Annotated in this window: 29 protein-coding genes; 27 read left to right on the top strand and 2 right to left on the bottom strand. The window is 45.5% G+C overall.

The window, feature by feature from the left end; genetic code table 11:
- The 27 genes from rplD to H6626_08440 all read left to right on the top strand — a co-directional run bounded on the left by rplD (position 1) and on the right by H6626_08440 (position 14,614).
- Positions 1–630 (top strand): 50S ribosomal protein L4, encoded by a 630-nt coding sequence (gene rplD, locus H6626_08570; protein USN46274.1) that lies wholly within the window; start codon positions 1–3, stop codon positions 628–630.
- 5 nt (positions 631–635) lie between these two features.
- Positions 636–908 (top strand): 50S ribosomal protein L23, encoded by a 273-nt coding sequence (gene rplW, locus H6626_08565; protein USN46273.1) that lies wholly within the window; start codon positions 636–638, stop codon positions 906–908.
- A 2-nt stretch (positions 909–910) separates the two neighbouring features.
- Positions 911–1,729 carry a 50S ribosomal protein L2 gene (gene rplB / locus H6626_08560; GenBank protein USN46272.1) on the top strand — a complete coding sequence of 273 codons (819 nt, stop codon included), beginning with the start codon at positions 911–913 and terminating at the stop codon, positions 1,727–1,729.
- Positions 1,730–1,740: 11 nt separating this feature from the next.
- Positions 1,741–2,019 carry a 30S ribosomal protein S19 gene (gene rpsS, locus H6626_08555; protein USN46271.1) on the top strand — a complete coding sequence of 93 codons (279 nt, stop codon included), beginning with the start codon at positions 1,741–1,743 and terminating at the stop codon, positions 2,017–2,019.
- Between the two features lie 11 nt (positions 2,020–2,030).
- Entirely contained in the window at positions 2,031–2,363 is a 333-nt protein-coding gene (gene rplV / locus H6626_08550) for a 50S ribosomal protein L22 (protein ID USN46270.1), read from the top strand.
- Positions 2,364–2,367: 4 nt separating this feature from the next.
- Positions 2,368–3,033 (top strand): 30S ribosomal protein S3, encoded by a 666-nt coding sequence (gene rpsC, locus H6626_08545; protein USN46269.1) that lies wholly within the window; start codon positions 2,368–2,370, stop codon positions 3,031–3,033.
- Positions 3,020–3,427 carry a 50S ribosomal protein L16 gene (gene rplP / locus H6626_08540; GenBank protein USN46268.1) on the top strand — a complete coding sequence of 136 codons (408 nt, stop codon included), beginning with the start codon at positions 3,020–3,022 and terminating at the stop codon, positions 3,425–3,427. The genes rpsC and rplP overlap by 14 nt, the downstream gene beginning before the upstream one ends.
- Positions 3,428–3,429: 2 nt before the next feature.
- Complete coding sequence (gene rpmC, locus H6626_08535) at positions 3,430–3,621, top strand: 50S ribosomal protein L29 (protein USN46267.1); 192 nt, start codon at positions 3,430–3,432, stop codon at positions 3,619–3,621.
- Positions 3,622–3,646: 25 nt separating this feature from the next.
- Positions 3,647–3,934, top strand: coding sequence for a 30S ribosomal protein S17 (rpsQ, locus tag H6626_08530; protein USN48987.1), 288 nt, complete (start codon positions 3,647–3,649; stop codon positions 3,932–3,934).
- Positions 3,931–4,299 (top strand): 50S ribosomal protein L14, encoded by a 369-nt coding sequence (rplN, locus tag H6626_08525; protein ID USN46266.1) that lies wholly within the window; start codon positions 3,931–3,933, stop codon positions 4,297–4,299. The genes rpsQ and rplN overlap by 4 nt, the downstream gene beginning before the upstream one ends.
- 33 nt (positions 4,300–4,332) lie before the next feature.
- Complete coding sequence (rplE, locus tag H6626_08520; protein USN46265.1) at positions 4,333–4,872, top strand: 50S ribosomal protein L5; 540 nt, start codon at positions 4,333–4,335, stop codon at positions 4,870–4,872.
- A 20-nt stretch (positions 4,873–4,892) separates the two neighbouring features.
- A complete protein-coding gene (gene rpsH / locus H6626_08515; protein USN46264.1) occupies positions 4,893–5,282 on the top strand; it encodes a 30S ribosomal protein S8 in 390 nt (129 codons plus the stop codon).
- 6 nt (positions 5,283–5,288) lie between these two features.
- Positions 5,289–5,831 carry a 50S ribosomal protein L6 gene (rplF, locus tag H6626_08510; protein USN46263.1) on the top strand — a complete coding sequence of 181 codons (543 nt, stop codon included), beginning with the start codon at positions 5,289–5,291 and terminating at the stop codon, positions 5,829–5,831.
- A gap of 21 nt (positions 5,832–5,852) precedes the next feature.
- A complete protein-coding gene (gene rplR, locus H6626_08505; protein ID USN48986.1) occupies positions 5,853–6,218 on the top strand; it encodes a 50S ribosomal protein L18 in 366 nt (121 codons plus the stop codon).
- 21 nt (positions 6,219–6,239) lie between these two features.
- Positions 6,240–6,701, top strand: a complete 462-nt coding sequence (rpsE, locus tag H6626_08500) for a 30S ribosomal protein S5 (protein USN46262.1) — start codon at positions 6,240–6,242, stop codon at positions 6,699–6,701.
- Positions 6,702–6,712: 11 nt separating this feature from the next.
- Positions 6,713–6,898: a 50S ribosomal protein L30 gene (gene rpmD / locus H6626_08495; GenBank protein ID USN46261.1), complete on the top strand. Its 186-nt coding sequence runs from the start codon at positions 6,713–6,715 to the stop codon at positions 6,896–6,898.
- A 1-nt stretch (position 6,899) separates the two neighbouring features.
- Entirely contained in the window at positions 6,900–7,340 is a 441-nt protein-coding gene (rplO, locus tag H6626_08490) for a 50S ribosomal protein L15 (GenBank protein USN46260.1), read from the top strand.
- Complete coding sequence (gene secY, locus H6626_08485; GenBank protein USN46259.1) at positions 7,340–8,665, top strand: preprotein translocase subunit SecY; 1,326 nt, start codon at positions 7,340–7,342, stop codon at positions 8,663–8,665. Before rplO ends, secY begins: the two co-directional genes overlap by 1 nt.
- The gene (locus H6626_08480) at positions 8,662–9,303 is read left to right on the top strand and encodes an adenylate kinase (protein ID USN46258.1); all 642 of its coding nucleotides are present in this window, start codon (positions 8,662–8,664) and stop codon (positions 9,301–9,303) included. The genes secY and H6626_08480 overlap by 4 nt, the downstream gene beginning before the upstream one ends.
- Positions 9,304–9,435: 132 nt before the next feature.
- Positions 9,436–9,549, top strand: coding sequence for a 50S ribosomal protein L36 (gene rpmJ / locus H6626_08475; GenBank protein ID USN46257.1), 114 nt, complete (start codon positions 9,436–9,438; stop codon positions 9,547–9,549).
- Between the two features lie 6 nt (positions 9,550–9,555).
- The gene (rpsM, locus tag H6626_08470; protein ID USN46256.1) at positions 9,556–9,927 is read left to right on the top strand and encodes a 30S ribosomal protein S13; all 372 of its coding nucleotides are present in this window, start codon (positions 9,556–9,558) and stop codon (positions 9,925–9,927) included.
- Between the two features lie 13 nt (positions 9,928–9,940).
- Positions 9,941–10,333 carry a 30S ribosomal protein S11 gene (gene rpsK / locus H6626_08465; GenBank protein USN46255.1) on the top strand — a complete coding sequence of 131 codons (393 nt, stop codon included), beginning with the start codon at positions 9,941–9,943 and terminating at the stop codon, positions 10,331–10,333.
- 70 nt (positions 10,334–10,403) lie between these two features.
- On the top strand, positions 10,404–11,534 hold the full coding sequence (locus H6626_08460) for a DNA-directed RNA polymerase subunit alpha (GenBank protein ID USN46254.1): 1,131 nt from the start codon (positions 10,404–10,406) through the stop codon (positions 11,532–11,534).
- Between the two features lie 15 nt (positions 11,535–11,549).
- Positions 11,550–12,053: a 50S ribosomal protein L17 gene (rplQ, locus tag H6626_08455; GenBank protein ID USN46253.1), complete on the top strand. Its 504-nt coding sequence runs from the start codon at positions 11,550–11,552 to the stop codon at positions 12,051–12,053.
- A gap of 2 nt (positions 12,054–12,055) precedes the next feature.
- Positions 12,056–12,622, top strand: a complete 567-nt coding sequence (locus tag H6626_08450; protein ID USN46252.1) for a TlpA family protein disulfide reductase — start codon at positions 12,056–12,058, stop codon at positions 12,620–12,622.
- Positions 12,623–13,020: 398 nt separating this feature from the next.
- Positions 13,021–13,758 (top strand): HAMP domain-containing histidine kinase, encoded by a 738-nt coding sequence (locus H6626_08445; protein ID USN46251.1) that lies wholly within the window; start codon positions 13,021–13,023, stop codon positions 13,756–13,758.
- Positions 13,759–14,182: 424 nt separating this feature from the next.
- Complete coding sequence (locus H6626_08440; protein USN46250.1) at positions 14,183–14,614, top strand: hypothetical protein; 432 nt, start codon at positions 14,183–14,185, stop codon at positions 14,612–14,614.
- 335 nt (positions 14,615–14,949) lie between these two features.
- Here H6626_08440 and H6626_08435 read toward each other — a convergent pair whose 3' ends face one another.
- Together H6626_08435 and H6626_08430 are read right to left on the bottom strand one after the other, a co-directional pair.
- Positions 14,950–16,905, bottom strand: a complete 1,956-nt coding sequence (locus H6626_08435) for a TIGR03545 family protein (GenBank protein USN46249.1) — start codon at positions 16,903–16,905, stop codon at positions 14,950–14,952.
- Entirely contained in the window at positions 16,886–17,410 is a 525-nt protein-coding gene (locus tag H6626_08430; protein USN46248.1) for a TIGR03546 family protein, read from the bottom strand. The genes H6626_08435 and H6626_08430 overlap by 20 nt, the downstream gene beginning before the upstream one ends.
- Positions 17,411–17,571 lie beyond the last annotated feature (161 nt).

The following is a 17,571-nucleotide window of genomic DNA, read 5'->3' as shown; positions in this document are numbered from 1 at the left end:
ATGGCAAAGCTAGAAGTACTTGATTGGAACAAGAAAAAAGTAGGCGAAGTCGATGTTAGCGCCGAGGTGTTTGAAGGGGAAGTTCGCAAGGATGTCCTTCACAGCGTTGTTCGGTGGCAATTGGCGAAGCGACGTCAAGGGTCTCACAAAGCCAAGACAAAAGGTGAAGTGAGCGGTGGCGGTAAAAAGCCATTCAAACAAAAAGGTACAGGGAATGCTCGTCAAGGGTCATCTCGGTCACCATTATTAGAAGGTGGAGGCGTTATTTTTCCGCCATCTCCCAGAAATTACGAACACAAATTGAATCGTCGCTACAAACAAGCGGGTTTGCGTTCGGCCTTGTCATTTTTAAATAGCAATGGACGTTTGTTTGTTGTTGATGACATGCAGTCAGATGAGGGGAAGACTAAAGAATTAGCTCAGCGTTTGGCACAGTTTGGCGCTTCAAAAGCTGTTTTGATTGACGTAGAGATAGACGGCAAATTTCAGAGAGCTTGCCGAAACCTTGCAAAGTATCGTTACTATTCACCGGAAGGTATGAATGTATACGATTTGTTAAAATTTGACACAGCCATCATCACAAAGGGATCTCTTGAGAAGATTCAGCAGCGATGTGGTGTGGAGGGTTGAGTACAATGTTTTATCTAATTAAAAAGCCAATCGTCACTGAAAAGAACAGCATTATGGCTGAAGACCAAAACGTCTACGTCTTTGAGGTGGATCGTGTGGCCACAAAAACAGATGTTAAAAAAGCTGTAGAGAAGTTTTTTCGTGTGAAAGTGGTTTCTGTCCGCACGTCTATTTGTCGAAGTCGAACCTCTCGCACGCGTACAAAAGTGAAGTATTGGAAGAAGGCCATGGTGAAATTAGCGCCAGGTGAAAAAATCTCGATTTTTGAGGGAGCTTAAGCATGGGCGTAAAGATTTACAAACCAAGTTCTCCTGGTCGCCGTAACATGACGGGTTTTGACTTTTCTGAAGTGACAAAGGCAAAACCAGAAAAGTCTCTTACCGAAGCCAAAAAGCGTGGTTCAGGTCGAAGCAACCATGGTCAAATCAGTATGCGGCACCACGGTGGTGGTCATAAACGTCGTTATAGACTTATTGATTTCAAGCGTACAAAATTAGAAGTTCCAGCGAACGTGGCAAGTATTGAGTATGATCCCAATCGATCATGCCGAATTGCCCTTCTTCACTATGTGGATGGCGCAAAATCATATATTATAGCGCCTGTGGGCTTGAATGTGGGTGATCAGGTGGTGAGTAGTGAAACTGCCGATATTAAGCCAGGCAACAGTAAGCAGCTTAAGAATATTCCCACTGGTACAGTGATTCACAATATCGAGCTTCGCCCCGGTAAAGGTGGTCAAGTAGCCCGTGGAGCTGGATCATCGGCAACCTTGGTTGCCAAGTTGGGCGCCTATTGCCAAGTGAAAATGCCCTCAGGTGAAGTAAGGCAAATTCTTTCACTTTGTAGAGCGACTATCGGTCAAGTTGGAAACACAGATAATGAAAACGTGAGTATTGGGAAAGCTGGACGTAGCCGCTGGAAAGGTCGTCGTCCAACAGTTCGCGGAATGGCAATGAACCCCATTGATCACCCACTAGGTGGTGGTGAAGGTGTGGGTAAAGGTCATCACCCAGTAACGCCTTGGGGTAAGCCTTGTAAGGGACGCAAGACGCGAAAGAATAAGCGAACAAACAGTATGATTGTGAAGCGTAGGAAGTAGAGGAGAGTCAAGTGGCACGGTCGGTACGAAAAGGTCCATTTGTAGACCACCATTTAATAGCGAAGATTGAAACTGCCCAAAGTGGTGGCGACAAAAAAGTGATCAAAACATGGTCACGGCGATCAACCATTGTGCCTGAGGCCGTAGGGTTGACGATTGCAGTCCACAACGGGAAGAAATTTGTGCCCGTTTACGTCACTGAAAATATGATTGGTCATAAATTCGGCGAATTTGCTCCCACGCGGACTTTCCATAGTCACGTGGACAAAAAAGCCGGGGCCAAGAAGTAAGAGGTTTATTCATGGAAGTGAAAGCGAACTTAAGATTTGCAAGAATTGGAACTCAGAAAGCTCGAGTTGTGGCTGACGCAATCCGTGGCAAGGATGTTAACGAAGCTATTCGTGTTTTGACATTTATGCCGAAAAAGACTGCGGTTTTGATGAAGAAGCTCCTAGAGTCTGCAGTAGCTAATGCTGAGCACAGGCAAGTCATTGATGTGGACAATCTCTATGTCAAGATGGTGACAGTTGATCAGGGGCCAAGTTTAAAGAGATTCAGACCTCGTGCACAGGGGCGGGCCTCAGGAGTGAAAAAGAAAATGAGTCATATCAACCTTGTATTGGACGAGAGGTAAGAGCGTGGGTCAGAAGGTTAATCCTATTGGTTTAAGAGTGGGTGTAATTAGAACTTGGGACTCCCGTTGGTATGCAAAAGGCCCCGACTATGCGGACAATTTGCATGAAGATTTTCGCTTGCGAAAATATATTAAAAAGCGTTTGAAACATGCTGGCGTGGCAAAAATTGAGATGGAGCGAGCGGCTAAAAAGCTCAAAGTCATCATCTCAACGGCCCGACCAGGTGTGGTGATTGGTAAAAAAGGTACAGGCATTGATCAGCTAAAGGAAGATATTCAAAAGCTAACAAACAGCGAAGTGTTTGTTGATATTCAAGAAGTACGCAAGCCTGATTTGGATGCGCAATTGGTAGCAGAAAATATTGCGCTACAATTAGAGAAACGAATTTCATGGCGTCGAATTTTGAAAAAATCAATGGCTGCTGCTGTCCGAAGTGGTGTACGAGGAATTAAGATCATGGTGAGTGGTCGCCTGGACGGGGCTGAAATTGCCCGAACAGAGTGGTACAACGAGAAAAGCGTTCCGCTTCACACATTGCGCGCTGACATCGATTATGGAACAGCAGAGGCATTAACAACCTACGGTATCATCGGCGTTAAAGTGTGGATCTATCGTGGTGATGTGCTTTCAGCTAAAGAAGTTGAGGAGGCGAGTCGTGTTAAGTCCTAAGAGGGTCAAATGGCGTAGACAGCATCGTGCAGGCTTTAAAGGATTGGCTACTCGTGGATCATCCTTAGCCTTTGGTGATTTTGCATTGGCAGTGACTGAGCCGGGAAGAATTACTGCTCGCCAAATTGAAGCGGGTCGTATTGCAATCAGTCGGTCGGTAAAGCGGGGCGGAAAACTTTGGATTCGAGTGTTCCCAGATGCGCCGATCACAAAGAAGCCAGCTGAAGTTCGAATGGGTAAAGGAAAAGGAAGCCCAGAGTTGTGGGTCGCCCTTGTGAAGCCCGGAAGAATAGTATTTGAGATGAATGGTGTAACTCGAGAGCAGGCTGAAGAGGCTTTTCGTCTAGCGGCTCATAAGTTGCCTATGAAAACTAAATTTTTGGAGCGGGTATAGAAATGGATTACTCGGATATTAAAGATCTAACGGTAGAAGAGCTAACCAAGCGTCAAAAAAATACGCGAGAAGAGCTTTTCGAACTAAAAATGAAACACTCATTGGGCCAGCTAGCTAATCCCTTAGAAATTCGTGGGAAGCGTAGGGATGTGGCTCGCATTAAAACGGCATTGCATGCGAAGCTTTCGCAGTAAGAGGTAGAAAGAAATGGCAGAGCAAATGGTAAAAGAAAGTTCACGAGGCCGCCGAAACGAGGTGGTAGGAGAGGTTGTCAGCGACAAGATGGATAAAACCATCGCTGTTCAGGTTTTCCGTAAAGTGAAACACAAAAAGTACGGTAAATTTATTCGTCGTTCCTCTGTATTTAAGGCCCACGACGAGACCAACCAAGCCAAGGTGGGCGATCGTGTAAAGATTTATGAAACACGACCATTGAGTAAAACGAAGCGCTGGATGTTGGCTGAAATTTTAGAAGTAAAACAGCAGCTTGAAGGAGCTGACGTATGATTCAGATGCAAACGCGGTTGAATGTGGCCGATAATTCTGGAGCGAAAGAAGTGCAATGCATTAAAGTACTCGGTGGGAGTAAGCGCCGAGTGGCTTCAGTGGGCGATATCATTGTGGTTTCAGTGAAGGATGCGTTGCCAAACTCAAAAGTTAAAAAAGGCGACGTAGCAAAAGCGGTGATAGTGCGCACTATTCAGAAGATTCGTCGACCAGATGGCAGTTACCTTCGGTTTGATGATAATTCTGCAGTACTTATCAATAATGCAAAAGAGCCCATAGGGACTCGTATATTCGGGCCAGTGGCTAGAGAGCTTCGGGCGAAAAGTTTTGTGAAAATTGTGTCTCTCGCACCCGAGGTTATTTAAGGGATATTGGCGAGGAATCATGGAGAACATGTCGTGAGTTACTTGGAAGAAAATTATAAAAAAGAGGTGGTGCCAGCACTCAAGAAGCAATTGGGTGTGGATAACATCATGAAGGTGCCAAATATTGAAAAGATTGTGTTAAATGTGACCATGGGTGAAGCTGTGAAGAATCCCAAACTGTTAAATACAGCCGCGGATGAGTTGACAGCGATCACAGGTCAAAAGGCAGTTATCACGAAAGCAAAGAAAGCAATTGCTAACTTTAAGCTACGTGAAGGCATGCCCCTTGGCGCGAGTGTGACTCTTCGTCGAGACCGAATGTGGGTGTTCCTTGAAAAGTTGATTCACTTTTCAATTCCTCGAGTTAGAGATTTTCGGGGACTTTCGCCAAAAGCTTTTGATGGCCGGGGAAATTACAATATGGGCCTGAAGGAACAGATTGTTTTTCCGGAAATCGATTATGACAAAGTAGATAAAATACGCGGTATGAGCATAACTATTTGTACATCTGGTAAAACAGATGCAGAGGGTAAGGCTTTGCTTGAAGCCTTGGGAATGCCGTTTAGGAAGTAGGACTTTAGGAGTGAGTGTTAATGGATACAGTTGCTGACTTCATTACGAGAATAAGAAACGCCGGACATGCGAAACATGAAAAGGTGGACATCCCCAGCTCAAATTTGCGCGTGGGTATAGCTGCTGCACTTAAAGATGCAGGTTATATTAGAACGTTCAAGGTGGCGCGCGATGGCAAGCAAGGGGTTATGCGGGTTTATCTGAAGTATACACCAGATGGAACCCACATGATTAACAAGATCCATAGAGTGAGTCGTCCCGGCCGTCGACGATACGTGAAGGCAAATGAGATCCCTCAGGTTAGGTCTGGATACGGTATTTCCGTATTGAGTACGAACCGAGGTGTTATGAGTGGTGATAAAGCCGTCAAAGAAAATGTTGGTGGCGAAATTCTTCTACAGGTTTGGTAGGGTAAAATGTCTAGGGTAGGTAAAGCACCAATATTTTTTGAAGGTTCGGTTCAGGTGACAGTTTCTCCTGATAACCAAGTAGTTATTAAAGGTGGCAAAAGCACGCAAAAAGTGCAGCTAAAGCCAGTGATCAAGGCCGAGGTAAAAGACGGTCAGGTGATCTTAACCCGTACCAATGACGAGGCGCAGACCCGTGCTTATCACGGATTGTATCGTGCGCTGATTCAGAATGCCGTTACCGGTGTGTCAAAGGGCTGGGAAAAGTCTTTAGAGCTTAACGGCGTCGGTTACAAGGCCGCTGTGAAGGGTAAGACTTTAGAACTCAATTTGGGATACAGTCATCCTATTCAGTTCCCCATTCCCGATGGTATTGAAATTACGGTAGAAAAACAGAATGCGGTGAAAGTGGCGGGAGCGAGTCGTGAGTTGGTTGGACAAGTGGCAGCTAACATTCGAGCTTTTCGTCCACCAGAGCCATATCTAGGTAAGGGTATTAAGTACTCTGATGAACATATTCGTCGAAAAGCTGGTAAGTCAGCTGGTAAATAGTGAGGTTGTGTTGTGAGACTGATATTTAATAAAAAGACATCGCAAAAAGTGGTGGCACGACTAAAAAATCGAGTGCGAATTCGAAAAAAAGTGCAGGGTACCTCTGAGCGGCCACGTTTGTCTGTCTATCGTAGTGGACGCCACATGTATGCGCAGCTTTTAGATGATGTTACAGGAAACACTTTGGCATCGGCATCGACTCTCACTGTGAGTGTTGAAGGTGGTAAAAGTTCTTGTGCTGCGGCTAAGGCCGTAGGTGAAGCTGTAGCGAAAAAGGCTATGGAGAAAAATATTAAAAACGTGGTGTTTGACCGTAGCGGATACGTTTACCACGGTCGCGTGAAGGCCTTAGCAGAAGGTGCGCGTGAAGCTGGACTTGAATTTTAAGGAGACAATTTAGTGGAGCCAATGGAAACAGAAGTTCAAGAAAGAGTGGTCGCGATTAACCGAGTGGCCAAAGTGGTAAAAGGTGGACGTCGATTTTCCTTTTCTGCCCTAGTTGTTGCAGGAAATGGCAAAGGTGGCGTCGGGTTTGGCACAGGTAAAGCTGGAGAAGTGCCAGAAGCAATCGGCAAAGCCAGTCGCATTGCTAAAAAGTCATTGACAGACGTGACCCTTAAAGAAAACAGAACCATCCCTCACGAAGTGATTGGTCGTTTCGGAGCAGCCAAGGTTGTACTTATTCCAGCAGCACCCGGAACTGGTGTTATTGCCGGTGGCGCAGTGCGGGCCGTTCTTGAAGCTGTGGGTATCAAAGATATTCTCACAAAGTGTGTGGGCACACGTAACCCGCACAATGCTGTTCGAGCCACAGTGGAAGGACTTCAGCAGCTCGTTGATAGTCGTCCCGACGGTCAGCAGGTTGGGTAAGGAGATCAGGCATGGCAAAGACTTTTCGTTTAAAGTTGAAGAAGAGCTTAATTGGTATTTCGCAACAGCAAAAAGATGCGGTTCGATGTCTGGGCTTAAAAAAAATTAATTCGGAAGTGGTGGTTAAAGATAGCCCGGCAATGCGTGGGCAGATTTTTAAAATCCAACACTTATTAGAGGTCACTTCGGAGAACTAAAATGAGTTTATTATCAGAATTGCGTCCAAATAAGGGAGCTAATAAGAATCGACACCGAGTGGGGCGTGGTGATGCCTCTGGCTCAGGTGGAACTGCTGGAAAAGGGCACAAGGGGCAGAAAGCTCGTAAAGGCGCGCCAATTCGTCGTGGCTTTGAAGGTGGGCAAACACCTCTTATGCGACGGTTGCCTAAGTTTGGTTTTACAAACACAATGTTTAAAACCACCTATGACGTAATTAATTTAGATGATTTAAGTAAGTATGATGGTGATGTTACGCCACAAACTCTTGCCTCAGCTGGAGCCGTAGGAAAAAAGGCTTTAGTGAAGGTGTTGGGTCGTGGCGAATTACAAAAAGCCTTAAATGTAAAAGCACATAAGTTTAGCGCAACAGCCAAAGCTGCCATTGAAAAAGCTGGCGGTACTGCAGAGGTCATCAAGTAGTGTCAAAAGAAGCTCCGTCTATTCCAAAAGATCTGCTCAATCGAATACTCTTTACCTTGGGGATCCTGGCGATCTATCGAATCGGTGTGGCTGTTCCCACTCCTGGAGTAGACGGTGCAGCGGTAAAAGCATTTATGACTCAAAATACAGGGAGTATTTTTGGGCTTTTTAATACTTTTACAGGTGGAGCCTTCGAGCGCTTTAGTATTTTTGCATTGGGAATCATGCCCTACATTTCGGCATCGATCATTTTTCAACTTTTACAAACGGCCATTCCCTATCTTGAAGCTTTGAAAAAAGAAGGCGAGGCTGGTCGTAAAAAAATCAATCAATATACTCGGTATGCCACAGTGGCATTGGCGGGTTTTCAGGGCTATGGAATGGCAAAATGGTTGGCCAGCAACAATGCTCCAGGCGGTGAGGCCCTCGTCATTGCGCCAGATTTTGGCCATTTTCTTTTGTCTTTCGAGGTTGTCACAATCATTACTCTTACTGCGGGTACCATGTTTGTGATGTGGCTGGGTGAGCAAATTACGGAGCGCGGAATTGGCAATGGTGCTTCGTTGATTATTTTTGCTGGTATCGCCGCAGGGATTCCTAGTGGTACAGCTAAAATGTGGCAAATGATTCAGTCCGGCGAGTTCAATGGTATGGCTGCAGTAGGTTTGGCTGGATTTATGTTATTAGTGATTGCCGCCATTGTGTTTGTAGAAGTGGGCCAGAGACGAATTCCCATTCAACACTCACAAAAAGGTGCTGGTCGAATGGCAATGCAGGGTTCTCAGAACCACTTGCCTCTTAAAGTTAATTTTTCTGGCGTAATTCCACCCATTTTTGCGTCAAGCTTGCTGATGTTTCCAGCGACAATGGCTCAGTTTGTAGACGTTCCGTGGCTGCGAAGCATGCAAGATGCTTTGTCGCCTACAGGTTCTATCTATAATTTATTATTTGTAGCGCTTATTGTGTTTTTCTGTTTTTTCTACACAGAAATCGTGTTCAACCCGAATGAAGTCGCTGATAACTTGAAAAAATACGGCGGTTTTATACCGGGAATTCGTGCCGGTCGAAGTACATCGGATTACATCAAGCGAGTACTTGAGCGCTTGACTGTTGCGGGTGCGATTTATTTGAGCGCTGTATGTATTATGCCTAACTTTTTGAATCTCTATTTGAAGTTGCCATTTTACTTTGGCGGAACGAGCCTACTCATTTTGGTGGGCGTGGCTTTGGATACGGCTCAACAGATCAACTCTCACTTAATCACTGCTGAATACGATAAACGACTGAAGGGTGTTAAAATGAGAAGCCGGAGGGTGCAATATTGAACATCCTTCTGTTTGGCCCTCCTGGTGCGGGCAAGGGCACTCAGTCGAGTATGCTCGTTGAAAAAATGGGCATGAGCCATATCAGCACCGGTGATCTGTTTCGCCATGCGATCAAGAATAAGACGCCATTGGGCCTTGAGGCCCAGAGCTACACGGACAAAGGTGATTTGGTGCCGGATTCAGTGGTGATCGGTATGGTGGATGAGGTCGTCCGGGGGCTAGAGGGTAAAGGTTTTATTCTTGATGGATTCCCTCGTACAGTGCCCCAGGCTAAAGCGCTTGATGAAATGCTCGAAAAGTATTCATTGAAAGTGGACAAGGCGTTGTTTTTAGAGGTGCCGGAAGAGCAATTGGTTGCGCGGTTGAGCGGTCGTCGGGTTTGTAAAAATTGTGGCGCTGTTTATCATGCCCAAACGCATCCACCTAAGGCGGAAGGCGTTTGTGACCAGTGCGGCGGTGATGTGGTACAGCGAACTGATGATCAAGAAGAAGCTGTGCGACATCGGTTGAAGGTTTATAAGAATTCTACAGAACCAGTGAAGGTCTTTTACCAGGAGAGAGATAGCCTGGTTGAAGTGGACGGAACTGGTGATGTGATGGCAGTGTTTGGCCGACTGGAGAGCCAATTGGATCAATGATCTATTGGCAAAAAGGCTGGACTTGGATTTGGTCGGGTGATATTGTTGGCGATCGCGATTGTCACCATAGCCCGAAAGTTTTTGAAAAGTGCTGTTATTTCAAATAGTTAGTGGCTACTTGAGGTTAGAAAAATGAAAGTAAGAGCGTCAGTTAAAACCATGTGTCCTAAATGCAAAATTATTAAGCGTCGGGGCATTATTCGTGTGATTTGTGAAAACCCAAAACACAAGCAAAAGCAAGGGTAGTAGAAAATGGCTCGTATTGCAGGTGTCGATTTACCAAGAAATAAACGTATTGAAGTGGCATTAACGTATATCTACGGAATAGGCCGCACTCGTGCGAAACAAATTTGTGAAAAATCTGGGATGTCTCCAGATGTGAGAACAGACAGCCTGACTGATGATCAGGTCGTGAGTCTCAGAAACGTGATTGAAACTTTCAAGATCGAAGGTGATCTTCGTCGGGAAGTGAACCTATCCATTAAACGGCTAATGGATTTGGGGTGCTATCGCGGTCTGCGCCATCGAAAGGGATTACCGGTGAGAGGGCAGAGAACGCGAGTGAACTCTCGTACACGAAAAGGTCCTCGTAAGACTGTAGCGAACAAGAAGAAAGCCGTTTAAGGGGTAAGTGTCAATGGCAGGTAAAAAGAACGTCGGTACAAAGAAAAAGACAAAAAAGAATGTTCCCTCTGGTCGTTGCTATATAAACGCAGGTTTTGGCAACACGATTGTGACAATCACTGATCCCTCTGGTGGCGCGGTAGCTTGGTCTTCAGCGGGATTTTTGGGCTTTAAGGGCAGCAGAAAAGGCACTCCTTTTGCGGCTCAGATGGCAGCTGAAGATGCATGTAAAAAGGCATTAGAGGCGGGAATGAAGAGTGTTGAGGTTTACCTTACAGGCCCAGGGTCCGGACGAGAGCCAGCCGTGCGATCTGTAGCGGCTTCTGGAATCAGAGTGACCTTGATGCGAGACTTAACACCCGTGCCTCACAATGGTTGCCGTCCTCCAAAACGTCGACGCATCTAGAGGATTATCTCACAGGGCCCTTGATAGTTGAATTGAGCTGAATTTGTTTTTGATATTGGGAGAATAAAACATGCAACAACATTACTATAAGTTTTGGCGCGATCTAATAAAGCCACGAGGCTTTGATGTAGATACAGATAGCCTGACAGACACATACGGTCGATTCTCTGTGCGTCCCCTCGAGCGTGGCTATGGCGTGACGTTGGGGAATTCTCTACGTCGTGTGCTACTCAGCTCAATGATGGGTTCGGCAGTGAGTGCTGTTAAGCTTGAAGGGGTGTTGCATGAGTTCAGCACCATGCCCGATGTACTTGAAGATGTGACCGACATCATTTTGAACTTAAAGGAAGTTCGGTTTCGTCAATACGATTCTAATCAGAAAACATTAAGAATCTCTAAGCAAGGTCCTGGTACGGTAACGGCTGCCGACATTCAATTAACTGATCAAGTTGAAGTTTTAAACCCCCATCAGCATATTGCTACGTTGGGTAAAGAAGGCAAGTTTGAAGCTGAAATCGTGGTGACGTTTGAACGTGGCTACCGAGAGGCTGAAGAACACAAAGAGGAACTGCCGGTTGGATACATTGCAGTGGATTCACTTCATAGTCCAATTCGTCGTGTGAACTATCAAGTTTCTGATGCCCGAGTGGGTCAACGTACAGATTATGATGCTCTAGAACTTGAAGTATGGACAGATGGATCGTTGAAGCCTGAAGAAGCGGTTTCTTTAGGATCAAAAATCTTAAAAGAGCAGTTGCAGGTTTTTGTTACTTTTGACGAGGATATCGAGCCTAAAGAAGAAGAAGAGCAAACTTCTACACCAAGATTAAATGAAAATCTGTTCCGTTCTGTGGATGATTTAGAGCTTTCCGTGCGGAGCATGAATTGTTTGAAAAACGCAAACATTCGTCAAATTGGTGAGCTAGTGGCCCGTTCAGAAGCTGAAATGCTAAAAACAAAGAATTTTGGCCGTAAGTCACTAAATGAAATCAAAGATATTTTGGGAAAAATGGGACTTTCATTGGGAATGAAGATAGAGGGTTGGCCGCCACCAGGATGGGACCCCAATAACCCTCATCGCCCTGGTGCCACTGAGTCCAATGAAACTGCAGCGGCAGCAGGTAATGCTGGCGCGGCTACTGGGATGGGTGGTATGTCCGATCCCATGGGCGGCGGTGGAACACCACCAACTCATCAGTAATTCGGGAGTGAAACAATGAGACATAAGGTAACTTCACATTCATTTGGACGACGACAAGGGCCTAGAAAAGCTCTAATTCGTGGATTGGTTGACTCTTTGGTTGAGCATGGCCGAATTCGAACGACTTTGCCAAAAGCCAAAGAACTGCGTCGTCATGTTGAGCGAGCGGTAACAATTGGTAAAAAGGGTGGCCTGCATGCCCGTCGAATTTTGAAGGCAAGGTATCCTAACAAGAACACGGCCTTTTCACTTGTGAACGACATTGCCCCGCGTTTTTCAGAACGTCCAGGTGGGTACACTCGGATTATAAAGTTAGGTGCTCGACCTGGTGACAATGCCCCTATGGCATTTATCGAGTTTGTCGATTATGTGGCACCAGAAGCCACCACTAAAGAAACAGTGACTGGCGATAAAGATGCGGCCAAGCGAACACGCCAACTGCAGAAGCGAGCTTCAGCGAAACGCAAAGGCGTGCGCAAGATGCAGGCTCAATCTCGTAGAATTAACCGCGGTAAATAACGGTGAAGCACTCACTTAAGGGACTACTCGTTACGGTGGTAGTCGCCGTATTGGTGGGTGTTTTATGGCAGAAATACGACAAGTTCCTAAGTCAGGGACAACAACCACCACCTGGCACAAAAATCCTTAATGAAATGGAAAAATCCGGGGTCCCGGATTTTTCACTAAACGATCTGAGCGGCCAACCAGTTAAGTTGAGCCAGTTTTCTGATAAAATTGTGATTGTGAACTTTTGGGCCTCTTGGTGTGAGCCCTGTGTGGAGGAGTTTCCTTCGCTATTAAGTCTGATAGATCACTTCAAAGGGCAGGTGATTTTACTAGCTATATCGGCTGACTTTGAAAAGGTTGATTTAGAGAACTTTTTAAAGGCCTTTGACGCCAAAGACCCCAGTCTTTATGTGATGTGGGATAAGGATCAAGAGGTGGCTAAGCTCTTTGGCACCGAAGTTTTGCCTGAATCATATATAGTGGGTCGAGAGAGGGTTTTGGTTCGCAAAATAGCTGGAGTGGACAATTGGTACACGCCAGACGCCATTGAGTTCTTTAATACCCTAGTCTCTGCACAATAAATCTAAAATCAGCCTATCCTGTCTGACTTCAATCATTGATTTTTCTTAATGTTTATCGTGGTATTTAGGTATCCATTTGCGTCCGCTCAGCGGACATGTCCGACAAAATACGGACAGGAATGGTGTCACAGTGACTCTATTTTTATTTGCGCCGCAATAGAAATCATTACACATGGAATATTTGTCATCTGTGAGTGCCGCTTAAAATGGCCGCTTGGTCTTGTTTACAGTTTTTTATCCTATAAAAAATTCTCATCGATCCTATTGTGCAACTTGTCGTCTAAACAGAATTTATTTTGGTACGTGCCTTGCTTTTAGAGTTTGTGAAACCTGCGATGACACCGTTGATTGCAGGTAAGCAGAGGATGAACGTTATGTGGAACCAAGGCAGGTGTGAGATGAAAAAGGCAGAAGTGATAATGAGTAGTTTTCTTGAGGTGGATAGGGGATTGGCATTAGAAGCGGCCTACGGGCGTCTCAGTCGGCAAGTAGCTCACGATCTCAGATCTCCCTTGGGAGCCTTTAAGGTGGCTCTGCAAAATCTGAAGCGAGATAAAAACACATTTTATAATCATCGAAGCGAAATCGAATTGGCGGAACAGGCCAATGATCGAATAGATGAAATACTGTCGTTACTTCTACATCGCCCAAAATCCGCGGTGGTAGAAATCACTGAGGTGCATTCTGTGATTGATGAAGCGTTGAGCTTTGTAAGTGGGCGACAACAAAAGCCCAGCATTCGAATTGTTAGAAACTATAATATTGAACCCGTTTACGTCCATCAGCCAAAGGTAAACCTACTAAGAATACTAATTAACTTATTTGAAAACGCCTTTGATGCTGTTGACGTATGCGGGGAAATTTTAATCACTACCGACGTCAGAGCCGGGCGAGTGGAGCTCTCAATAAAAGACAACGGGCAAGGGATTGCCCCAGAGGACTTGTCTCGTATTTTTGAGCGCGGATTTACTAAGGGAAAATCTCATGGTACGGGCGAGGGGCTTTCCATAGTGGAAGAGCTTGTCTTTGGGGGAGGGGGCGCTTTGGGGGTTAATAGTCGTCCGTCGGTTGGCACTGAGGTTTTAGTGTGGTTTCCTGTTTGGACTCAAGGTCCGTCACTGGGAGGTGAGAGATGATGCTCTTAATCTACATTTCAGTATTGGTGGTTTTACAGTTGTTATTCGTCTTTGCCTTCATGCCATTGCCGCAAAAGGCCCCAATAAAGAAATAGGCTTGAAAACAGCCAAAATAGAATACCTGATTGATTTCAGGGCCTTATAGAAGAAAAGCCGCAGTGATTGCGGCTTTTTTTATAGAGGTATATAATAAATAAGTAGCTCTAGAGAGATCAGTTGGGGTAAATCCAGCAAAGGAGCAAATGAGTTTTCTCATTGGGATTCAAACTTTCTTTGGTGTATTCGCATTTTTATTAATTCTTCAAAACGCAAGTTGGTCCTAAAGGGTAGGGGCTTCAATAGAAGCTGAGAATAGGCCTCGTGAGGTAGAACGTTAGGGAGTTCTACCTTAAGCAAAGGCCGGATGAGTTTAGGGGGAAGTGTGATGTCGTCTCGTGGTCGTACAGTAGCCAAAAAAGTGTGGTTATCGACACTTAATATTTCACTATTAGTGGGTCTGTTTTTACTTTTTCAAAATTGTTCAGGTAATAACCTTGAAGTTGATGGAAGCGAATCTCAGTCGGTGGCCCGTCCGGAGATGGTTTGTGGTGAGCAAGGTTATCAGTACCTATTAGATAGTTATTTTGTTCAGTACTGTGCAGGGTGCCACGCAGCGGGTGGATTATCCTTTCCGCCATTTGCCGATAAAAACCTAGAGATTTCTTTCAAGTATGCACTAAGTATCCCAAAGGAAACATTTATCAAATTCTCTACAGACAATGACTTTTGTCTTGAAGAGGCCTGTGAGTTGAAACCTGGCGAACCAAGATACGAAGATCTCATGGAATGGTTAGATAACCGCCGTACCTGTCAGTAACAAAAGGAACCGGATTCCCAGTGGTAGCAATAGCAGGTCAGTAGAGTGGGGGGGGCTACCCATACGGGCCAGACCCGGGTGGCCGCATGTCGTCTTCGGATTGCGTCACTGCGTGCCGCAACCCGGATACGCCATGCACACCGGGATGGCCCGTATGGGTAGCCCCCCCCACTCTACTGACCTGCTATTGCTACCACTGGGACATTGCTACTTCTTGTTAGATCTGTTTTGTCTTTGTTGTGTTGGTTTGGGGAATCGTTGCCCATACCCAAATCACATTTAAGAAATCTTGTGTCGTCATTTGGGTTTATTATTTTTGATAAACTCGCGGGCCTTTAAAACCCCAGACTTTTCTTGAGGTCATCTACGGCTTTTTTGCCGGCTTTTTCCACTTTCTTTTTGTTACTGTTTTCAAGCTCTTTTTTTCGCTTATCGCCTTCTTGCTGTGCCGAAGTTTTTGCCGCAGCCACCTTCTGTTTTGCCTGGTCCACTTGTTTATTCAGGTCGGCTTTTATTTTATTGGCTTGTCCTTCAAGCTCAGCCCTTTGTTTGTTAATTCGCTCGTCCACTAGAGCTTTTAATTTGGCTTGTGCCTCTTTGATCTTATTGTCCAACTGCTTTTTAAAACCCTTTGCAAGTTCATCACCCAGGTTTGAATACACATCCCATTTGAGATTTTCAAAGGGGCCTTGTGCTTTTGCTCGCAGGCTTACTGTTGGAAGGTCTTGGGCAACGCCGGTGAGCACTTCTTTCATTGTGGTTGAGCGAGCGTTTAATTCGTAGTCAATTTCACGAAAAGAATTTTCTAATAGCAGATTCCAGATTTTGTTTTTCCTCTCTCCCTGCATGGTCATGCCACCTTTAGATTTGACAATGGCCAGTTTCACATCTTCACTATCACTAAGTACCTGTCGGCCCACGGGATAGCTGCCCACTTGCGTGACAAAACTTTCAGCCGGTGAGGCTGTTGTGTGATCTATGACAATATTTGTTGAAAAGTCCTGGATGCCTTGTTTGGGAAAATCTCCTTCCAAAACAATGGTCATCGGAAGACCCACGGTGCTTGGGCTTGTTGTGATGTGGTTTACTTCGCCCTTCATGCGTCCACTGTATTCGGAGTCACTGGGCTCAGAGGAAATGGCGGCATGCTTCAGCCAAAAAGTGGGATACCCCTTCGTAATAGGAAAGCGAAAATCTTTTCCCTTGCCACGTTGTTTGGGTAAAAGTTCTGCTTGTTGAGCCTCTTTTTCTTTTTTGGTTTTTTTCGGAGGCATGTATTCATGGGCCATCACCATATATTTGTGCAATGATCCCATTTTTTCAGCTAACATGCTGGCAAAAAGCCCTTTAGAAAACTCGCCCACATTCAGGCTTGGTAGCTTTAATCTCTTTTGTAAGTCAGCCAGATCTTGCTTGACTAGCTGATCAATTTCTTTGAACGCCCCATCAATGCTCTTAGAGTCTGAATCGAGGTCCTTACTGGTTTTTTCTACTAGCTTAAGTTTGGCATCGGCCTCTTTCGCAATAGCATTAAGGGCTTCTAGGTCTTTTGCAAATTGGGCGGGATTGTTTGTGTCAAACTTCAAAACTTTGGCTCGGGCAATCAAGGCATCTAGCTCTTTTCCAGTGGGCAGCTCACTGATGCGCTTTGACCATTCGGATTGTTTTTCTTTAAGCGCTTTTTCTACCTCTTTCATTCGGGCTTCAGCTTTGAGCTCGCCCTGAATGCTTTTTAGCTGATCATCTTTTGCAGTGCCCCCCATCACGGCGGCCACATCGCCTAAAATATTGCCGCCAAAATCACTTTTCGCTTTAGCTACGGCCGCGGCCTCTACCTCACGGACAGTTTGGTTCTCGTTTCCTTCTTGTGGCGGTTTCACTGGTAGCACTCGTCCGGGGCGGGTGCGAGGGACACCGGTTTGAATATTTTCAATGGTTGCATCGTCAACGACAAATTTTGCTCGAAGTAAAGCGTCCCACAATAGCTTAAATCGTATGCGCCCCACCTGCAGAAGATTTTGCTCCGGCTGTTCTTTGTCAGTCACTTCTATACCTGAAATAGAAAGGTCGGCCCGAACAAAACTAATATTCAATGACCTGATGTTGACCTCAGCACCATGCACCTGTGTGCCTCCCCACTCCAGGGCCGACTTCAACTGGCTGTCAAACAAGAAGGTGAAATAACCTATCAACAGGGCTACTACCACGACCGTGGGAATGATGGCCTCAAAGCGAATGGGGCCTTTGGGTTTCTTTTTCTTTGTGTCTTTTTTATCCGTAGAGGCTGTCATATTTGTAGTACCATTTGTAAAGGGAGGTGGCTTTTATTGCTTTCCAAATCTTACTCTGCTGAAATCTCTCCACAACGAGATGTCTGTACTTAATGACAAAAATCTTAGCAAGCACGTAAATCACCGGAACCAGCAGCAAAGAGACAACACCTGAGCCCATGACAATAGTGTTGTTAAATCGCGTGAGCGGGATGATCGGCATATTGTAGAGCGTAGTAAAAACATCTTGCAGAGAGGGTGTCTGTAATACCTTTTCTCCAACAATATGAAAAAGAGGATCCAGCAGGTAGGCGGCAAACTTAAAAAAGAAGGCGGACAAGAACGCAGCTCCCGCTTGCACTCGGAAAATAAAAATGAGCAAAAAAACCAAAAGTGTTTGGAGGCTCAGTGCCGGGGTCATGCCCAGTACAAAACCCAGTGCGATTCCCCAGGCGATTTGATGGGTACCTGTTTCAGAGTTAAGAAGTTTTAAAAACGCAAAAATTTGTTTCAGTATAAGTGTCATAGTGTCTTTTCTCAGGTGATAAAATTCAAAACCCTAAGCCTTGATTGTCAAAGGATCTGACGGCGTCGTCAACAGTTGCGCGGACTTCTAATATAGGTGCTCATAGGTGGATGGAGCCCGGCCAACACCAAGGCGTGTGAACCTGTTGTGTTGCGTCAGGA

This window comes from Pseudobdellovibrionaceae bacterium (assembly GCA_023898385.1).
Classification (GTDB): Bacteria; Bdellovibrionota; Bdellovibrionia; order Bdellovibrionales; family UBA1609.
The sequence above is the reverse complement of the archived record's forward strand: the minus strand, read 5'-3'. Positions and strand labels throughout refer to the sequence as shown.